This is a genomic window from Rhizobium bangladeshense, assembly GCF_001662075.1.
GTDB classification, from domain to species: Bacteria; Pseudomonadota; Alphaproteobacteria; order Rhizobiales; family Rhizobiaceae; genus Rhizobium; species Rhizobium bangladeshense_B.
Window position 1 is genome coordinate 196,589 of record NZ_LYPL01000001.1, and the last position, 18,873, is coordinate 215,461.

Below are 18,873 nucleotides of genomic sequence, written 5' to 3' on the forward strand. Positions count from 1 at the left end.
TCCCTCCCGGACACGGTTGACATGGCAATCAACGGCAAAACCAGCCCTGTGGTTCCGGGCCGGGCATGATCGGCGGCGGTGCTCCGCTCAGATCGTGAGATACCGCTTCTGCCACGGGAGCATTTTCTCCTGCCATGCGCGTGGCGTGAATTCGTCATAGGCGGCCTCGGCGATCGCCAGCATCCAGTTGCGGCCCTTGCGGGCGAGCAGCACGCAGGACAATTCCACGCCGGGCTCGACGGCAATGGAAGGCCGGTTGGCGCCTGGGATGTCTACTCCCTTGTCACGCCACTGGATCACGATTTCATCGGGTTCGGATGTCCATTCCCCTGAGGCGACGGATGCCTTGCCGTCGGAGTTGAAACGAAGCGGCGGCGGCCTAACGTTCAGGAAGCTGCCGTCATTGTGATAATTGCCATCGATCTGACCGGCGGTGGCTTCGCCCGTTCCTTTCAAAAGGACGTCCTGCCGGCACCGCATGAATATGTTGCGCCGGAGGCTGCCCGACCACGGACGATTGGCGAAGAAGGCGACGTCGCATGCGCTGATGACGTTGTCGTGGATATCGATATCCTTGCGGAATGCCCGCTCCTGGTCGGAAAAGCCACTCAGGCTGATGCCGCGATTGTTGTTCTCGATCCAGTTGTCGTAGAGGTGATGGCCGGCATGATCGACCTTGTCGCCGATGCCGTAGCCGAAGGAATAGTCGTTCATCCTGCCGTCGCGCATGATGTTGCTGCGCACCACGGCATCGTCGCCGATCGACGAAAAGGAGAAATTCTTGCCGCCGATAAAGTTGTATTCGACGCGGTATCTCCTGGTTTTGTCGCAGACCAGCGCACCCTTGTTCGACGCGCTTGTCGGCGACTGCAGGAAGAGGTTGCCGCGGATCACGATATCGGAGCTGATATTGTCGTCGCTGTTTTGATAGGCGAACTGGCAGCAATCGGCGCCCTCGCCCGGCGCGGCGCCCATGCGGTTGTTTTCCAGAAGCACGTTCGACGTCTTCGTCAGATAGATGCCGTCGCCCCTGACATTTTCCGTTTCGCAGCGCCTGACGACGAGGTTCTTACCGTTGTGAAACTTGAAGCCGCGCGGCGAGTTCTTGACGACGACGTCCTCGACCATCGTATCGGAAAACACCTGATAGGAGACGCCGATATCCTCGGCACCGTCGATGACTTGCGCCCGCGTGGAGACGCCATGAGATTTCTTTCGCAGGATTGCGGGCATCGGATCTCCATCGGCGCGATTACCTGGGCACCCACGCATCTTCCCGGAGGCGCAAGGGATGCAGTAACGCATTGAGCTGCTGCATGGCTTACCCTTAAATCAATTCCGATTTAAGAAATACGCAGTCGCGCCGAATTAATGCAGGGCATGTGGCAGGAGTTTGACGGCCTGCTTCACTTCGCAGGCCGTCTTGCGATCTTTAGAGCGCGTCGCATCAAATTTAATTCATGCGCGCGCGCTTTACCTCTTTGATTTTATGCATGTCGTTGTCCCGGAACCGCTGCACACTTCCGGGCGACATGCATCAAATCCTCGCAGTGCCAGTCTTCGCATAGATAAACCGGACCGAGACGCGCCTTTCGTGCTCATTGACACGGATGCCACCGGCCGCGAACGGAACGCCAGCAAAGTAATCCAAGGCAATCACGGCGATGAATCAAACGAATCCATTTGACGGATATCCTACAAGTGGATATGTCTAGCCAAGCCCATCGCAGACCGAAATGAGAACGGCATGTCGCTGAAATCCATGAAGCCCCTCACCCGTGCGCCTCTGCTCCACGTTTCCGTGCAGGACAGCCTGCGGGCCTATATCAGCGACAATGGATTGAAGCCCGGCACGCTGCTTCCGGCCGAATCCGAGCTGGCGAACCAGCTCGGCGTCAGCCGCAATTCTCTGCGCGAAGGCATCAAGGCGCTGGAATCGCTCGGCGTACTGGAATCGCGTCGCGGCATCGGCATCTTCGTCAAAGCCTTCTCGTTCGAACCGCTGCTCGACAATCTCGCCTATGGCCTCGGCGGCGCGCTGCGCCAGATCGAGGAAGTGATCGAGATCCGCCGGACGCTGGAAGTCGGCCTGATCGGCAAGACAGTCGAGATGATCGGCGACGACGATATCGCCGAGCTGCGCGCCACGGTGGACCGCATGCGGATCCATGCCGAGCGCGGTCAATCCTTCGCCGACGAAGACCAGCTTTTTCATACCCTGCTGTTCCGCTGCCAGAACAACGAGACCCTTGCCCGGCTGATCGATGTTTTCTGGCTCGCCTTCTACAAGGCCTCCGATTTCGTAAATCTCGACAATGTCGATCCCGTCGCGACCTGGAGGGATCACGCGGCGATCGTCGATGCCATCGAGGCGAAGGACGTCGCGCAAGCGCAGAAACGCCTGGACCGTCACTACGACGGCATTTCCCGGGTGATCGCCGCCAACAAGAAAAGTGTCAATGTGGGAGGAACACAATGAGACGACTATTCAGACTATCATCGACCATCGCGCTTGCTGGGATGATGGCGACGACCGCCATTCCGGCCTTCACCGCCCCGGCACAGGCAGCCACGCTCTCGGGCGGCTTCGATGTCGGACCCGGCGGCTTCCAGGGCAATTTCAACCCGCTCGCCGCGACGGGCGGCTTCACCTGGCTCAGCGTCTATTTCGAGCCGTTGGTGACCTATGACGAGAAGCTCGAGAAAGTCGTCGGCCAGCTCGCCTCGTCCTATGAGGTCAGTCCCGATCAGATGACCTACACGTTCAAGCTCGCCGACGCGAAATGGCATGACGGCAAGCCCTTCACCGCAAAGGATGCCAAGTTCACCATCGAGCTTGCCAAAAACGCCAAGACCGGCTCGGTTCTCGCGGCTCGCCTGAACGCCGTTTCCTCGGCCGAGGCCAAGGACGACAAGACGCTGGTCATCAAACTGTCGGCTCCGTCGGCAAGCCTGATGGACACGCTGACGAAGGTGATGATGCTGCCGGAGCACGCGCTGTCGCAGATCCCGGCGGACCAACTCGCCAAGAACACATGGTGGTCCACCGCGCCGATCGGCACCGGGCCGTTCAAGTTCACCAAATACGTCACCGATCAATATGTCGAACTTGCCGCCAACACCGACTACCGGGGCGGCAAGCCGGCGCTGGAAAAGATCATCAACCGCTATTTCGCCAATCCGGCTGCGGCGATCGCCGCACTGCGCGCCGGTGAGATCCAGTTCACCTATGTCGATTCGAACGATCTGACCGCCTTCAACAACAACAAGGATTTCCGCGTCATCGAAGGCAACTCCTTCGTCGTCAACTATCTCGGCTTCAATCACGACTCGCCGATCTGGAAGGATGTCCGGATCCGTCAGGCGGTGATGTATGCGATCAATCGCGATGCAATCATCCAGAGCCTTTACGGCGGCGCCGCCAAACCGGCAAACTGCGCCTATATCGCCGACCAGGTGGTGCCGAAGGGCATCGAAACCTATGCCTACGATCCGGAAAAGGCCAAGCAGTTGCTGAAGGAAGCCGGCTGGGAGCAAATCAACGGCGACAAGCCGATAACGCTTCTGACCTATTACACGACGCCGCTTGCCGCCAATGTCATGGCTGCGGTCCAGGCAATGCTCGCCCAGGTCGGCATCAACGTCACGCCGCGCGCCGTCGACACCCCGACCTATAACAGCATCGTGCTCAACCCGACGCCCGACGTCGCGCAATTCCAGATGGTTTATGCCGGCCTGCAGAACGGCCCTGACCCGGGCAGCATCAATGTCGGCCTCAACGAGAAGCAGATCCCGCCGGCCGGCCCGAACGTCGCCCGCGTGCGCATGCCGGTGCTGACCGCCGCTCTCGATGCGGCGCTCGGCGAGACGGATGCCGCAAAGCGCGAGGCCCGCTACCAGGAGGTCTGCAAGGTGATGAACAAGGAACTGCCCTGGGGTCCGCTCTGGGTGGCGAAACGTTATGGCGTCGCCTCCTCCAAACTGAAGGACTTCGTCTGGACGCCGGCCCCCGGCGGCGGCCCTTACCAGGCGCATCCGGAAAAATGGGCGATCGCCGAATAGGGCGTAGCACATCCTGAGACGCAAAGGGCGGCCAGGTCGGCGAACCTGTCCGCCCGCACAGGAACGGGTTTTTCATGCTGAGATACAGTCTCCGGCGCCTGCTGATCGGCGTGGGCATGCTGCTTGCCCTGAGCGTGCTGATCTTCGTCATGCTGCGCCTTACCCCTGGCGATCCGATTGACGCCTATATCGACCCCAATGTGCCGATGTCATCGTCGGATCTTGCCGAACTGCGCGTCACACTCGGCCTCGATCAGCCGCTGCCGCTGCAGTATGTCGCCTGGCTGGGGCAAGCGCTGACGGGAAATCTCGGTTATTCGATCAAACGGCCCGACCAGCCGGTGCTCGGTCTCGTGCTCTCGCGCGTCGGGCCGACGGTCCTCTTGATGGGATCGGCGATCGCGATCGCAATCATCGCCGGTATTGCGACCGGCATCGTCAGCGCTGTTCGCCGCAACTCGATCGCCGACCTGTCCTTGTCGGTCTTTGCCGTCACCGGCATTTCCAGTCCGCCCTTTCTGAGCGCCCTGGTCGGCCTTTATCTGTTTTCGGTCTATTTCCGCTGGATGCCCTCCGGCGGCATGCTGACGCCCGGCCGGGAATTTTCCGTCGCCGACCTCCTCCATCACCTCATCCTGCCCGCGACATTGCTGGCCGTGGCGCAGACAGCACTGATCATGCGTTACATGCGCGCTTCCATGCTCGAGGTCCTGAACCAGGACTATGTGCGCACGGCGCGCGCCAAGGGCGTCTTCGAATTCTGGGTCATTACCAAGCATGCGCTGCGCAATGCGCTGCTTCCCGTCATCACCCTGATCGGCTCGACCATCGGCCTTGCCATCGGCGGCGCGATCTTCATCGAAAGCGTCTTCAACTGGCCCGGCATGGGCCTGCTGATGGTCGATGCGGTGGAAGGCCGCGACTATCCTGTTATCATGGGTTCGACGCTCGTGATCGGCGCCTGCGTCATCGCCGTCAACCTTCTGACCGATCTCGCCTATGCGCTGGTCGATCCGCGGATCAAGATGGGCTGAGCGATGCCGGCACGAAACCCTGCCCGCAGTCCGGGCCCGATCGCACGCTCCCTGCATCGCTTCCTGCTCAATCGGGCCGCCTTCGCCGGCGTGTGCATGATCGCGCTGGTGGTCGTGGCGATCCTTTCCTATCCGCTGTGGTGGAGCTTCAAACCCAACGACATCGATCTGCTGGCGATGAATGCGCAGCCGGGACCGAGACACTGGTTCGGCACCGATGGCGTCGGCCGCGACATCTTTGCCCGGGTCATGGACGGCGGCCGGATCTCGCTTTTGGTGGCCCTCACCTCGACCGTCATTTCCGCCGTCATCGGTTTCATGGTCGGCGCGGTCTCGGCGCTTGCCGGCCGCTTTGCGGATGCCGTCACCATGCGTTTCGTCGATCTCGTCATGACGCTGCCGCCGGTCATCTTCCTGCTGGTGCTCGCCTCGATCGCCGGCACCGGCATCTGGCCGACGGTCTTCGTCATCTCGCTGCTCTCCTGGCCGCTGCTGGCGCGCATGGTGCGCGCGCGGCTGCTGGAACTTCGCGAGCGTGACTTCGTGACGGCGGCAAGGGGCATGGGAGCGGGTCTGCCGCACCTGCTTTTCCGTCACGGCCTGCCGAACTCGATCGACATCCTGGTCGTCTTCGCGACGCTGCAGATCGCCAACGCCATTCTGCTCGAGGCCGGCCTTTCCTTCCTCGGGCTCGGCATTGCGCCGCCGGCGGCAAGCTGGGGCAACATGCTGAATGCCGCCCGCTCCACCGCCGTGCTCGAGCAGTATCCCTGGCAGTGGCTGTTTCCCGGCGGCTTTCTGGTGCTTGCCGTCCTTGCAATCAACTTCATTGGCGATGGTCTTCGCGATGCCTTCGACCCTCGCGCCGAATTAAACTGACGATCGAAAGAAAGCGAAAATGAGCAAATTCAAGGGTGTCGTACCTCCAGTCATAACCCCGCTTAACAAGGATTACACCGTCGATTACCGGTCCTACACGCGGGTGCTGGAAAACCTGATCGAGGCGGGATGCCATGGCCTGTTCGTGCTCGGCTCGACCAGCGAGGTGATCTTCCACGACGAACAAACCCGGCAGGAGATTATCGAGCATTCGGCCAAGGTCATCAACGGCCGCGTACCGCTGATCGTCGGCGTCATCGATCCGACGACCGACCGGGTCATCAACCATGCCAGGATCGCCAGATCGGCCGGCGCCGACGCGGTGGTCGTCACGGCGCCGTTCTATACGGTGACCAGCCAGGCCGAAACCATCGATCACTTCCGCTACATCCGCGATGCCGTCGACGTGCCGCTGATCGCCTATGACATTCCCGTCTGCGTGCATGTGAAACTGCAGCGCCAGACCAGCGTGACGCTGGCAAAGGAGGGAACCATCATCGGCATCAAGGACTCAAGCGGCGATGACGGCAATTTCCGCTACGTGCTGCTCGATCTCGTCGACAACAAGGACGTCTTCCTGATGACCGGCTCCGAAATCGTCGTCGACACGGCGCTGCAGATGGGCGCCCATGGCGTGGTGCCCGGCATCGCCAATGTCGATCCGCACGGTTACGTCAGGCTCTGGAATGCCGCTCAGCGCGGCGACTGGGTCGCGGCCCGCAAGGAACAGGAGCGGCTCTGCCGGCTCTTCGAAATCGTCTGGGTCGGAGCGGGCCGGGTCAGCGGCGGCGCTGCCGGTATCGGCGCCTTCAAGGCGGCGATGAAAAGCCTCGGCATCATCGATACAGCGCTGATGCCGCGACCGCGTGCGGCTCTCGACGAGGCCGAAACTGCAAGGATCGACCAAATCCTGCGCGCCACCGGCCTGCTTGCCTGATGGATGCCATGCCACAGAGCGCCGACACCATTCTCGACATCAAGGGGCTGCGGACCGTCTTCCGCATCCGCTCGGGCGAGGTGACGGCGATCAACGGCGTCGATCTGAGCGTGGCTGCCAGCGAGACGCTGGCGCTCGTCGGCGAGTCCGGCTCGGGCAAATCGGTGACCAGCCTTTCGGTCATGCGGCTGCTGACCCGCAATATCGGTGCCCTCGCCGCCGGCAGCATCGATCTGAAGCGCAAGGATGGTACCGTCAGCAATCTTGTCTCGCTTCCCGAGCAGGAAATGCGCGCCATTCGCGGCAATGATATCGGCATGGTCTTCCAGGAGCCGATGTCGAGTCTCAACCCGGTCTACACCATCGGCGACCAGATCTCGGAGCCGATCCGCATTCATCGCGGGGCGAACCGGAAAGCCGCCATGGATGCGGCCGTCTCGCTTCTCGACAGCGTCGGCATTCCCGATGCCAGGCGCCGTGCCGGTCAATATCCGCACGAATTATCCGGCGGCATGCGCCAGCGCGCCACGATCGCCATGGCTCTCGCCTGCGACCCGACGCTGCTGATCGCCGACGAGCCGACGACGGCGCTCGACGTCACCATCCAGGCGCAGGTTCTGGCCCTGCTGCAGAGACTGCAGCGTGAACGCGGCATGGCCATGCTCTTCGTCACCCATAATCTCGGCGTCGTCGCCGAAATCGCGCATCGGGTGGCGGTCATGTATGCCGGCCGGATCGTCGAGACGGGGCCGGTGGCCGAGGTTTTCCGCAATCCGCGACATCCCTATACGATCGGCCTGCTGGCATCGATGCCGAAACCCGGTGATGCAAGCCGGATGAAGCAGGCGGGCGAAAGGCTGGCGGCCATTCCGGGCGTCGTGCCGAGTCTGATGCACATCCCGGCCGGCTGCGCTTTCCAGCCGCGCTGCCAATTTGCCGTCGACGCCTGTCGCGCGGCGGTGCCGCCGTTGGCCGATGTCAATCCGCGCCACAAGAGCCGCTGCATTCGCTGGCAGGAGATCAGATGAGCGAGCCCCTTCTCTCGGTCCGCGACCTCGGAAAAGACTATACGTCCCGCGGCGCCAGGCTGACCATCCTGCAGGCCATTTCCTTCGATATCGGCAAAGGCGAGGTGGTCGGGCTGGTCGGCGAATCCGGCAGCGGCAAGACCACGATCGGGCGATCGGTGCTGCGCCTTATCGAACCCTCCGCCGGCAGCGTCCGCTTCGACGGCACCGAACTCACCAGCCTGTCTTCATCGGCAATGCGGCGCCTGCGACCGCGGATGCAATATATTTTTCAGGACCCGTTCGCGAGCCTTTCGCCGCGCATGACGATCGGCGAAATCCTCACCGAGGGACTGGAGATCCAAGGCCTTGGCACGGCAAAAGAGAGATTGGAACGCGCCCGCGCCGCGCTCGAACAGGTCGATCTGCCGCCGGACGCCGTCAATCGTTACGCCCACGAGTTCTCGGGCGGCCAGCGGCAGCGGATCGGCATCGCCCGGGCGCTGACGCTCGCGCCGGAATTCATCGTCGCCGACGAGCCGGTCTCCGCACTCGATGTCTCGATCCAGGCGCAGGTGATCAATCTTCTGCGTGACCTGCAGCAGCGACTTGGCCTGACCATGCTGTTCATCAGTCACGATCTCGCAGTGGTCGAATATATCTGCGACCGGGTGATCGTCCTCTATCTCGGCCGGATCATGGAAATCGCGCCAAGTGCTGCGCTTTATGCCAGGCCGCTGCATCCCTACACGCGAGCGCTGCTCTCGGCGATCCCCTCGCCCGATCTCGATGCGCCGCGCGACCGCCAGATCTTGAAGGGCGATATTCCGAGCCCGGCCGATCCGCCGAGCGGTTGCGTCTTTCGCACGCGCTGTCCGAAGGCGCTATCGGCCTGCGGCGAGGCCGTGCCGGCGCTGCGCGAAATGACGCCGGGGCATTTCAAGGCCTGCATCCGCGATGACCTCGACTGAAGGAAGTGAGATGAGCATAAAAACCCGCCGCCATCCTATCGCGGGCAACTGGGCAAGCCTGCTCCTGCCGATCGCGGAGGACGACAGCATCGATTTCGAAAAGCTCGGCGAGGAAATCGACATACTGATCGCCGCCAAGGTCGACGGCATCTATTCGAATGGCACTGCGGGTGAATTTCACAATCAGACGGAAGCGGAGTACGAGCGAATCCAGGAGGTGCTGGCGTCGCGTTGCCGGGCCGCCGCAATGCCCTTCGTCATCGGCGCCTGCCAGCCCAATCCGATCATCACGCTCGATCGCCTGCGCCGCGCCGCTGCACATAAGCCATTGGCAATCCAGGTGATCCTGCCCGACTGGTGGCCGCTCACCAATCTCGAAGCCGTCGACTTCCTGCACCGGGCGTCAGAGGCCGCCGACGGGACCCCGCTCGTCCTTTACAATCCGCCGCATGCGAAACGTGTCCTGTCGCCAGCCGAGCTCAGCGAGGTTTGCGGCCCCTGCCCGTCAGTGGTCGGGATGAAGATCGCCGATGGCGACGATGCCTGGTATGCACAGGCGCGCGCATATCTCAGCGAATTTTCCCTATTCATTCCCGGCCATCACCTCGCCACCGGAATCAAACACGGCGTCGCTGCCGGCGCGTTTTCCAACGTCGCCTGTCTCAGTCCCCATGGTGCCCAAGCCTGGACAGAGCTGATGCAGGCCGACATCGACGCGGCGCTGGAGATCGAAGGCCGGATCTGCGCCTTTATGGACAGCCACGTCGTCCCGTTTCGACGTGACCACGGCTATTCCAATGCAGCGCTCGACAAACTGCTCGCGGCGATCGGCAACTGGGGTCCTGTCAGCACCAGGCTGCGTTGGCCTTACCGCTTTATCGGCGAGCAGGAAGCGAAAGATCTGCGCGATCGGGCCCGCGCGATGATCCCGGAACTTTTCGCCCAGTAGAGAGAGCGACCTTGCCCGATCAAGGTGAGTGCTTCCGGAAGACCGAGCTTTGCGTCGACCTGTCAGGCATCATGAAGGGATGCGGGCGATCACCTTGATCTCGAAATCGAAGCCTGCCAGCCAATTCACGCCGATCGCGGTCCAGTTCGGATAGGGCGGCTTGCTGAAAATCTTCTGCTTGGCGGCCATGATCGTTTCGAACTGGTTTTCGGGCTCGGTGTGGAACGTCGTCACATCAACCAGATCCTCAAACGTGCAACCCGCGGCGTCCAGCGTCGCCTTCAGGTTTTCGAACGCCAGGTCGACCTGGCGTTCGAAGTCGGGCTCCGGCGTTCCATCGGGACGGCTGCCGACCTGGCCGGACACGAACAGAAGATCACCGGATCGGATGGCGGCCGAATAGCCGTGTTCCTCGTACAGAGCATGCCTGCTGGCGGGAAAGATTGCTTCGCGACGGGTCATTGATGTTCCTCATCATTGATTGGGACACTGAAAGCCGCTGGTCATTACGAGCCTTCACAGAATGCCGCACCATCTGGTATACGGTGCGTATGTGAAATAGCTCGAATACGAGCCGTATGTCAAGTTAATATACGTCGCGTATATGAAATTTTGGAGAAGAGATGGCAAAACGACGCGTCGAGACAATGGAGGAAAATCGGCTCAAGCTGATCGCGGCCGCGCGCAAGGCCTTTGCCGAGAAGGGATATGCGGCCGCGTCGATGGACGAACTGACCGCCCAGGCCGGCCTGACGCGCGGCGCGCTCTACCACAACTTCGGTGACAAGCGCGGGCTACTTGCGGCAGTTGTCGATCAGATCGACACCGAAATGGCTTCGCGCGCCCAGGAGATCGGCGCGCAGGCGGGCGACGATTGGCAAGGTCTTCTGGCCGAGGGCGCGGCCTATATCGAAATGGCGCTTGATCCGGAGGTCCAGCGCATCGTGCTGCTCGATGGACCTGCCGTGTTGGGTGATCCGACGCAATGGCCGAGCCAGAGCAGTTGCCTTCAGGTAACCCGACAGACGGTGGAGCGCCTGACCGCACTGGGGGTGCTCAAGCCGGTCGACGCCGAGGCAGCCGCCCGCCTGCTCAATGGCGCGGCGCTCAATGCCGCACTCTGGATTGCAGCCAGTGACGACCCGCAGGATGTGCTGCCGAAGGCGGTCGAGGCCTTCGGCGCTTTGGCTGGAGGCCTTCTCAAGAGGTCCGCGTGAACTTCTTATCATGGGCAGCAGCAACCGAGCCGCTCACCTTCCGGGCTCGTGCTTCCCGACGAGAAACGACGGCAGCCTGCGTGCGGCATGATACCAATTCCCGATCGGAGAGGGGGCCGCGAGCGGAGCTACAAGGATCGCCTCTGTCACCAGAAGCTCCCAAAGGCCATGAGAAACGCGCCGACGGCGATGATAACAAGCGCCGGCCAATTCCGCGATAATCCAAGGAACCTCAGGCCCTGTTGCCGCGGTTCCAGCGTAGCCCCGCCTTGCGGCATCCGGTGTGGATCACTCGGCTTTCGACGAAGCGTCGGCCGCAAGAGAAAAAGAAGGCCGCCAATGATAAGAGCGGCACCGATCAGAACTGCCCACATCGTCGCCTCCGCCGGCGGACACGGATCAAGTTAAACCAGTCGCGTTTTGGATTGTTCCCTTGTGTGCATGATATCTCTTAACATTACTTGATCCACCTTTACGACGACCTGTGTCTAAGTCGCTTCCGCTCAACAGGAAACCTGATGATGACCCCGAGATTACCTCGCGGCATTCCGGCTACAGGGATGATCAATTTCGGCCTTTGCGCCCTTGTGTTGGTTCTCATCGGCGGGACCTCGACACAGTACGCCGTTCTTTCCGCACTCTCTCTGCCGGCGTGTCTTGCCTCCATAGCAGCGCACCGGCGAAGGGCCCGCCGGAGGCACAGCACCACCGCCGGCTATCTGCTGTCGTACACAGCCGACGCACTTACAATGCTGCAGTGGTGCTATATCGCCATCGTCACCTTAGGCAGCTTTTCCAGCTCGCAGCCGGTCATCCTGCGAAGCATCGGATAGCGGCAATCAAGCGGTCCCGGGGCGACACGAGCCCATGCCCGGGCGAGTGACCGCTGCTCGACACGCCCGGCGTCGCGCCCGCATGAACGTGACGCCAGCATCATCGCTTCAGCACCCAAATGGTCCTGCCGTTCTGCGAAGCGGCAATACCGTCCTTCGTCCGCACCAGATCAAGGCACCTCTCGGCATCACCAGGTTTGGGCGTAATACAAATCCCATCAGCGACAGCTCTCCATGTGGGATGGATGCTCGCCAGGCTATCGCTGATCGTGCCGCCGCCGTCCGGCCGGAATACGAGTATATTGGAAGCACGCCGTTTCACGACGATCATTTCCCATGGCTTGCCGTCAGCGATGACGTTGGCCAGAGGTTCGTCGGCTGCGGCAGGTTCGACAGAAAGAGCGGCCAGGATGGCGACCGATGGGATAAGAGCGGCTCCAATAAAACGGGTTCGTAGCAAGCGGGCGGCGGACATGGAGATTCCCTTTCCCTTGATGGCTTTGTTCGAGGCATGCGGATGGGTTGTTTTCCTGACGATTCTCCCGGCCCCCGATGCGCCGTCAGTTCGTCGTACTGGCGACTATTCGGCCGAGTCTATCAGCTGAGAAGCCCGGCATTTCAGCGACGCCGCTGTTCCAGGTGTCGAGCCTGATCGGGATCGGCCGGGTAGGCCTGGTGATGGACCTGCCCCAATACAAGCTTTACCGCGTATTGAAGCTGTTCATCATCAGCACGATCGGCAGGGACATAGATTGAGGAGGTGAAAGTCGCCTCACCCTGCTCACCACGCAGATGCCGTGCAAGGCCAGCTTCACCGGCAATAGTGGCGACGCCGGCGAAGGCCTGGGGAACTCTCTGCACTATCTCGATACCGGGCACGATCCCCAATGCCTGGATGGACCGGTTGGATGGCCTGTAGACGTGTGCCGTGGTGAGGCTCATTCCGGCGTGCCCGCCGAGCGCGACGATCGTCTGAACGACCCCCTTGCCGAATGTCCGGGTGCCTACGAGAGTTGCTCGACGGTGATCCTGAAGGGCGCCGGCAACGATCTCTGCGGCAGAGGCCGTGCCGCCATTGACGAGGACGATCACCGGTACCGCAGCAATGAGCGCGTCTACCCCGTCGGGATGGGCCGGATAGCGGCTGATCCGCTGATCTCGTCCGCGGGAATAAAAGATCGCTCCTCGCGCCAGAAATGCGTCGGCAACCCGCCAAGCCTGATCGAGGGGACCGCCGCCATTGTTGCGCAAGTCGAGGATGATGCCGGCGGGCGGCCGCCGGGTATCGGAAACGGCGGCGCGGATCACTCGCTCCATCCCGTCATAGGTTTGTTCGGAAAAAGACGCCAGCCGGATGACCGGAACGGACTGCTCGTAAGTCAAGCGTGGCGTCCCCAAAGTTATGATTGCGCGCGTGAGCTTCAGCCTGATCAGGCCGGCGATCCCTTCGCGAAGGATCGCCAGCTCGGCGATGCTGCCCACCTCGCCGACAAATAACGCCGCCATCTGTTCCAGCCTCATTCCTGATGTGGGCTGGCCGTCAACCTCAACGATCCGGTCGTTCGCCCTGATGCCGGCTCGCTCGGCCGGCGTGTCTTCCAGCAGAGCCGTCACCTTGACCATGCCATCTTCCACGGTCGCTTCAATCCCCAATCCGCCAAACCTGCCGGCATCCTGCCGGCGCATCTCGTCGAAACGTTCCGGTGGGAGATAAGATGAATGCGCGTCAAGCCCCGTGAACATGCCCTCGATGGCGGCACCGATGAGCTTCCGATCTTCGGGCGCGCCAACATGACGGTTGCGGACCTGCTCGAAAACCTCTCCGAAGAGCGCGAGCTGGCGGTAGGTCGCGCCCTCTCCGGCCGATCCTGCGCGGTGCCGTTCGTCTGGCGCGTCGCTCTCGAGAGGGAGCAATGCGAGAGCGGCAACCGCAGAACTTGCGAGAACGGCGATGGCAACTGCTGATCGCGCGCAGGCAGTGTGACACCGTCTCGACAATTGGCTGCGTTGAGCCCATTTGTCCCGCAGCGAATTTGCCGCAGCGATCTGGCCGGCGGCAAGGTTGGTTTTCATCGATCCAAGCGGTCGTCGGGCAAGCCAAGCAACCATGTGCATATCCTTCAATCGACGCGGCCGGCGCGCCGGCGGCTAATGTTGCATGCTGGGAGGAGTGCTTGGCGCAAGCAACGGCGTGCCATTTCCCGTGAGCGGCAGCCCACGAGCCAATAACATCGAAGATGCATCTGATCGCTAACTGGCCTCTTTGTTACAAAGCGGACTGTCCTGAACGGCTGTCACGAAGCCGATGCCCGTCTGTGTCGAATATTGCACTGCGATTGCCATCTGACGTCATTCACCTCGAACCGGAACTGGATCGCAAAGCAAGGCGATGTGGCTGGATCATCTTCAATAGAGCCGCCCTTGTCATCACCAGTTATGTTTTGATTTGTTAAGCCGGGCGACAACGGGAAAGCTTCGCTGTACGGCATGTCGGAGCCGGCGTGGGCGGCCAGCTTAACCTAACTTAATCGAACTTTGCCGATCTTTGACCGCACCGAGCGAGCGATCCGCTACATCCGGACGGACAAAGACGGCCCCACGGCCGCACCGGGCGACGACAACTCGTCGCGCCTGCCTCGGCCATGCGGGCGCAGTCCGTGTATCCGCTACAAGCGTATCATGAAAGGACTCCGCTTTGACGCAACGTCTCCCTTTAGCCATCGGCCTTGTTCTCTTTGCATTGCTTGCCGGCCGGGGAGCGACGTTCGCGCAAGCGGGCGGGGCGGCATTGACCGTTACCGCCGAGGCGCCCGTGGAACGAGAATGGCCGGAGACGGTTCTCGCCGGCGGTTGGCTGAAGCCTTGGCACGAAGCCATCAGTGCAGCTGAGATCAGCGGCCTGCGCATCACCGATGTATTCGTCGATATTGGGTCTGTCGTAACGAAGGGTCAGGTGCTCGCTCGGCTCACCGACGATATCGTGCGCGCCGATCTGCGAAAGGAGGAAGCCCTCTTGGCGACTGCCAAAGTCGATCTTGCCAAGGCCAGGGGCAATGCCGAGCGCGCACGGAAGATGAAGGGCAGCGGCGTTCTCTCCGATGAGAAGATCATCGAATATCTGAGCACCGAGCAAACAGCGATGGCGGGTATCGAATCCGCCGAGGCTTTGGTTGAGAGTCAGAAGATCAGGCTTTCCCAAACGACCATCGTGGCAGTGGACGATGGCCTCATCACCTCTCGTTCCGCCCAACTCGGCGCCGTCGTCACATCGGGCACGGAGCTATTCCGCCTCGTACGCCAACAGCGTATCGAGTGGCAGGCCGAGGTGTCGACACGATACAGCCCCCTTATCAAAGAAGGCATGCCAGCAACCATCGATGGGCCCCGCGGCCAGCGGCTGACCGGAACGGTTCGCCTCGTAGCGCCGACCGTCAGCACTGATACAGGCAGAACGCTAGTCTACGTCTCGCTGGCGGCGGGCTCTCGGCCGCCGATCGGCTTCTATGCGACCGGGCAAATAAAGCTCAGGGTCGCACCCGCCCTCACCGTGCCGGAAACAGCGCTGGTTTCGCGCGATGGCATCGATTATCTGTTTACGATCGATGCCGAAGAGCGCGTCAGGCGCATCCGCGTGGAAACCGGGCGCCGCAACGAGGGCGAAGTAGAGATAATCTCCGGCCTCACGCGTTCTGCGATGGTCGTGAAGATGGGAGGCGCCTTCCTTTCGGACGGCGCCATCGTGCGCGTGGAAGGAAAAGCACGATGAATTTCTCCGCATGGTCCATCCGCAACCCTGTTCCCTCCATCCTGCTTTTCATGCTGCTGACCGCCACTGGGCTTATCGCTTTCGAGCGGCTCTCGGTTCAGAGCTTTCCGGACATGGATCTTCCGACGGTTCAGATCCACGCCACGCTCGAGGGCGCTGCACCGGCCCAACTGGAAACCGAAGTCGCCCGCAAGATCGAGGACAAACTCGCCTCCCTCAGCCTCCTGGAGCACATCACGACAAAGATCACCGGGGGCACCGTCGTCATCAGCGTGTCCTTCCAGATCGGCAAGGACGGCGAGGAAGCACTGAATGAGGTGCGTAATGCCGTCGACAGCACCGGCGGCGACCTGCCGTCCGCGATGCAGCCACCGAGCGTCACGAGAACTGTCATCCAAGGCTCGGCGCTGATCGCCTTTGCCGTGCGCTCCACCCGGCTCGACCCGACCGAGCTTTCCTGGTTCGTCGACAACGACATGACGAAAGCCTTGCTTGCCGTTGCAGGCGTCGGCAAGGTCAACCGCATCGGCGGCGTCGATCGCGAGATCCATATCGATCTCGAGCCGCAACTGTTGAGCTCGCTTAATGTCAGCGCGACGACCATATCCTCAAGTTTGCGGTCGGTGCAAACCGACACATCGGGTGGACGAGGCGAGATCGGAGGGACCAAGCAGACGATCCGAACGAACGGGGCGGTTTCCTCGATTGCGGAGCTTAAGGCGCTTGCAATTCCGCTCCCGAGTGGAAAAATGGTACGGCTTGACGAGATCGGGACGGTAACGGACAGCTTTGCTGACCGCTCGTCTATCGCCTATCTCGACGGAAAGCCGGCGATCGCCGTCGAGATCAAACGCTCGAACGGCTTTTCCGACACGGCTGTCGCTGCAGCGATCGAAGCCGCGGCAAAGGATTTGGCCAAGGCCAATCCCGATGTCGAGATCGTCAAAGCCTATAGCACAGTTGGCCCGACCATCGAGAATTATGACGGGTCGATGCAGATGCTTTATGAAGGGGCTATTCTGGCGATCGTCGTGGTCTGGCTCTTCCTCCGGGACTGGCGCGCAACATTCCTGTCAGCAATTGCGCTTCCGCTGTCCGTCATTCCGACGTTCGCCGTCATGTATGTCGCCGATTTCAGCCTCAACACAGTGACGCTGCTGGCGCTTTCGCTGGTGGTTGGCATCCTCGTCGATGACGCGATCGTCGAAATCGAAAACATTGCGCGCCACATGCAGACGGGAAAATCGGCAAGGAGCTCGGCCCTCGAGGCTGCGGACGAAATCGGCCTTGCGGTTGTCGCCACGACTTTGACGCTCGTCGCCGTCTTCCTGCCGACCGCATTCATGAGCGGCATTCCGGGGCTCATCTTCCGGCAGTTTGGGGTGACGGCGTCGGTTGCTGTTCTTGCCTCCCTCCTGGTTGCGCGGCTTTTGACGCCGATGATGGCCGCATACGTCATGAAGATACCTGCTGTGGAGGCGAAGGATGGGCGGATCATGCGGGGCTACATTGCGCTCGTGAAAACCTGCCTGACGCATCGCCTGCTGACGACGATCTGCGTGCTTGTATTCCTCGGTCTCTCGCTGGCGACGATCCCCCTCCTTAACTCGGGTTTCCTGCCGGCTTCGGACGATGCGCAGACGCAGGTTACAATTACACTACAACCCGGAACACCGATCGAAGAAACGGATGCGGTGGCCCGCAGGGCCGCCCAACTCATCTCCCATCTGCCCGAGGTCACACATGTGTTCTCGACCGTCGGGACGGTTTCATCGGGCGATCTCCTAGATTCCACGACGACAGCCGATACCGCAAGCGCATCTCTCATAGTGGACCTGAAAAAAGTCAGCCAACGAAAACGTTCCCAGCTCGACATAGAGAGCGACATCCGGCGGGCGCTTGCCGTTCTTCCCGGGGCCCGCATTCAGGTGGGATTGGGCGGCAATGGCACCAGACTGGACATTACCATGGCGAGCGACGACGCCGGCGCACTCGACGAGGCGGCCGGTGCGCTGGAAGAACAGCTTCGAACGCTGCGAGGCATTGGGGCGGTGACATCAAGCGCTTCGCTTCAGGCCCCCGAAATTCAGATCGTCCCGGATCCCGATCGGGCCGCCGCCCTCGGCGTAACGACGGACGCGATATCCGAAGCTGTCCGCGTCTCAACCGGCGGCGATTACTCCTCCGCCCTCGCTCAGCTCAACCTGCCACAGCGCCAGCTCGACATCCGCGTGCGTTTTGACCCGAGCAACCGCAAGACGCTCGAAGACTTTGCCAATCTGCGCGTTGCCGGCAGCAGAGGCAGCGTCGACTTGGGTTCGGTTGCCGACATCACTGTCGGAAGCAGCCCGTCAGAGATCAGTCGGATCGACCGGTCGCGCAACATCATGATTTCGGTCGAGCTCAACGGCCGCGTCCTCGGCGAGGTCTACCGCGAGGCCCAAGCCCTTCCTGCACTCCGTGGCCTTCCCCCCGGGGTAATGCTTATCGAACAGGGCGAACTCGAGCGCCGATCCGATCTCTTCGACAGCTTCGGCATCGCCATGGCGGTCGGCATCTTCTGCATCTACGCCGTGTTGGTCTTGCTCTTTCACGACTTCCTCCAGCCGGTAACGATTCTCATGGCGCTTCCCCTGTCGCTGGGCGGCGCCCTTCTGCCCCTCGTGCTGACGGGAACGAGCTTCTCCATGCCCGTCGTGATTGGTTTGCTGATGCTGATGGGCGTGGTGACGAAGAACTCCATTCTGCTGGTCGAATATGCGATCATGTCCCGACGTACAGGCGCCTCTCGCTTGGATGCCCTGGTGGAAGCCTGCAAGAAGCGGTCGCGCCCTATCGTCATGACGACGATGGCCATGGGAGGCGGCATGCTGCCTGTGGCCCTCAGTCTCAGCGGTGGCGATGCGAACTTCCGGCAGCCGATGGCAATCGTCGTCATTGGCGGCCTGATGACCTCAACTGTTCTTAGCCTCCTTGTTATTCCGGTCATTTTCACCTTTGTCGACGATTTCCTCCTCTTCCTCAGGCGAATTGCCGCGGCGACGCATCCCGAGGCTCCGACTACGGACGATCAAGAGAGTATTTCGAACGACCGGAGGCACGGCGGAAGAATCAGCCTCGCAAGGTGAAGCTCTCGGACTCTTCAGCGACAGGCCGCCAAGAGAACGCCGTGCAAAAGACCGACGGCGTTTTGAGCCGGGCCGAGCGGCCATGACAAA

16 protein-coding genes are annotated in these 18,873 nt (G+C 61.5%); 11 read left to right on the top strand and 5 right to left on the bottom strand.

All coding sequences use genetic code 11. The features are described from left to right. Nucleotides 1-87: 87 nt before the first annotated feature. The gene (locus A7X77_RS00940) at nt 88-1,233 is read right to left on the bottom strand and encodes a right-handed parallel beta-helix repeat-containing protein (protein WP_064681171.1); all 1,146 of its coding nucleotides are present in this window, start codon (nt 1,231-1,233) and stop codon (nt 88-90) included. A gap of 514 nt (nt 1,234-1,747) precedes the next feature. Between A7X77_RS00940 and A7X77_RS00945 the strand changes: the two genes are divergently transcribed. From A7X77_RS00945 to A7X77_RS00980, 8 genes are all read left to right on the top strand, one after another. Beyond that, nucleotides 1,748-2,479: a FadR/GntR family transcriptional regulator gene (locus tag A7X77_RS00945; RefSeq protein ID WP_064681172.1), complete on the top strand. Its 732-nt coding sequence runs from the start codon at nt 1,748-1,750 to the stop codon at nt 2,477-2,479. Next, entirely contained in the window at nt 2,476-4,062 is a 1,587-nt protein-coding gene (locus tag A7X77_RS00950; protein WP_064681173.1) for an ABC transporter substrate-binding protein, read from the top strand. The genes A7X77_RS00945 and A7X77_RS00950 overlap by 4 nt, the downstream gene beginning before the upstream one ends. Before the next feature lie 74 nt (nt 4,063-4,136). After that, a complete protein-coding gene (locus A7X77_RS00955; protein ID WP_064681174.1) occupies nt 4,137-5,096 on the top strand; it encodes an ABC transporter permease in 960 nt (319 codons plus the stop codon). A 3-nt stretch (nt 5,097-5,099) separates the two neighbouring features. Continuing rightward, nucleotides 5,100-5,975 carry an ABC transporter permease gene (locus A7X77_RS00960; RefSeq protein WP_064681175.1) on the top strand — a complete coding sequence of 292 codons (876 nt, stop codon included), beginning with the start codon at nt 5,100-5,102 and terminating at the stop codon, nt 5,973-5,975. A 19-nt stretch (nt 5,976-5,994) separates the two neighbouring features. Beyond that, entirely contained in the window at nt 5,995-6,912 is a 918-nt protein-coding gene (locus tag A7X77_RS00965; RefSeq protein ID WP_064681176.1) for a dihydrodipicolinate synthase family protein, read from the top strand. Beyond that, nucleotides 6,912-7,940 carry an ABC transporter ATP-binding protein gene (locus tag A7X77_RS00970; RefSeq protein WP_432431331.1) on the top strand — a complete coding sequence of 343 codons (1,029 nt, stop codon included), beginning with the start codon at nt 6,912-6,914 and terminating at the stop codon, nt 7,938-7,940. The genes A7X77_RS00965 and A7X77_RS00970 overlap by 1 nt, the downstream gene beginning before the upstream one ends. Next, nucleotides 7,937-8,890: an ABC transporter ATP-binding protein gene (locus A7X77_RS00975; protein WP_064681177.1), complete on the top strand. Its 954-nt coding sequence runs from the start codon at nt 7,937-7,939 to the stop codon at nt 8,888-8,890. The genes A7X77_RS00970 and A7X77_RS00975 overlap by 4 nt, the downstream gene beginning before the upstream one ends. A gap of 10 nt (nt 8,891-8,900) precedes the next feature. Then, nucleotides 8,901-9,839: a dihydrodipicolinate synthase family protein gene (locus A7X77_RS00980; RefSeq protein ID WP_064681178.1), complete on the top strand. Its 939-nt coding sequence runs from the start codon at nt 8,901-8,903 to the stop codon at nt 9,837-9,839. A 69-nt stretch (nt 9,840-9,908) separates the two neighbouring features. On the opposite strand, the gene A7X77_RS00985 is transcribed toward A7X77_RS00980, so the two are convergent. Next, nucleotides 9,909-10,301 (bottom strand): RidA family protein, encoded by a 393-nt coding sequence (locus A7X77_RS00985; RefSeq protein WP_064681179.1) that lies wholly within the window; start codon nt 10,299-10,301, stop codon nt 9,909-9,911. Between the two features lie 161 nt (nt 10,302-10,462). Between A7X77_RS00985 and A7X77_RS00990 the strand changes: the two genes are divergently transcribed. After that, on the top strand, nt 10,463-11,056 hold the full coding sequence (locus tag A7X77_RS00990) for a TetR/AcrR family transcriptional regulator (protein WP_064681180.1): 594 nt from the start codon (nt 10,463-10,465) through the stop codon (nt 11,054-11,056). Between the two features lie 146 nt (nt 11,057-11,202). Here A7X77_RS00990 and A7X77_RS33755 read toward each other — a convergent pair whose 3' ends face one another. From A7X77_RS33755 to A7X77_RS01010, 3 genes are all read right to left on the bottom strand, one after another. Further along, nucleotides 11,203-11,430 (bottom strand): hypothetical protein, encoded by a 228-nt coding sequence (locus tag A7X77_RS33755; RefSeq protein WP_064681181.1) that lies wholly within the window; start codon nt 11,428-11,430, stop codon nt 11,203-11,205. Nucleotides 11,431-11,989: 559 nt separating this feature from the next. Next, complete coding sequence (locus A7X77_RS01005; RefSeq protein WP_064681183.1) at nt 11,990-12,364, bottom strand: hypothetical protein; 375 nt, start codon at nt 12,362-12,364, stop codon at nt 11,990-11,992. A 143-nt stretch (nt 12,365-12,507) separates the two neighbouring features. Next, the gene (locus A7X77_RS01010; RefSeq protein WP_197486770.1) at nt 12,508-13,962 is read right to left on the bottom strand and encodes a S41 family peptidase; all 1,455 of its coding nucleotides are present in this window, start codon (nt 13,960-13,962) and stop codon (nt 12,508-12,510) included. A 667-nt stretch (nt 13,963-14,629) separates the two neighbouring features. On the opposite strand from A7X77_RS01010, the gene A7X77_RS01015 reads away from it, so the two are divergent. Both A7X77_RS01015 and A7X77_RS01020 read left to right on the top strand, forming a co-directional pair. Continuing rightward, nucleotides 14,630-15,655 (top strand): efflux RND transporter periplasmic adaptor subunit, encoded by a 1,026-nt coding sequence (locus A7X77_RS01015; protein ID WP_064681669.1) that lies wholly within the window; start codon nt 14,630-14,632, stop codon nt 15,653-15,655. Next, nucleotides 15,652-18,783: an efflux RND transporter permease subunit gene (locus A7X77_RS01020; RefSeq protein ID WP_064681184.1), complete on the top strand. Its 3,132-nt coding sequence runs from the start codon at nt 15,652-15,654 to the stop codon at nt 18,781-18,783. The genes A7X77_RS01015 and A7X77_RS01020 overlap by 4 nt, the downstream gene beginning before the upstream one ends. Nucleotides 18,784-18,873: the final 90 nt, after the last annotated feature.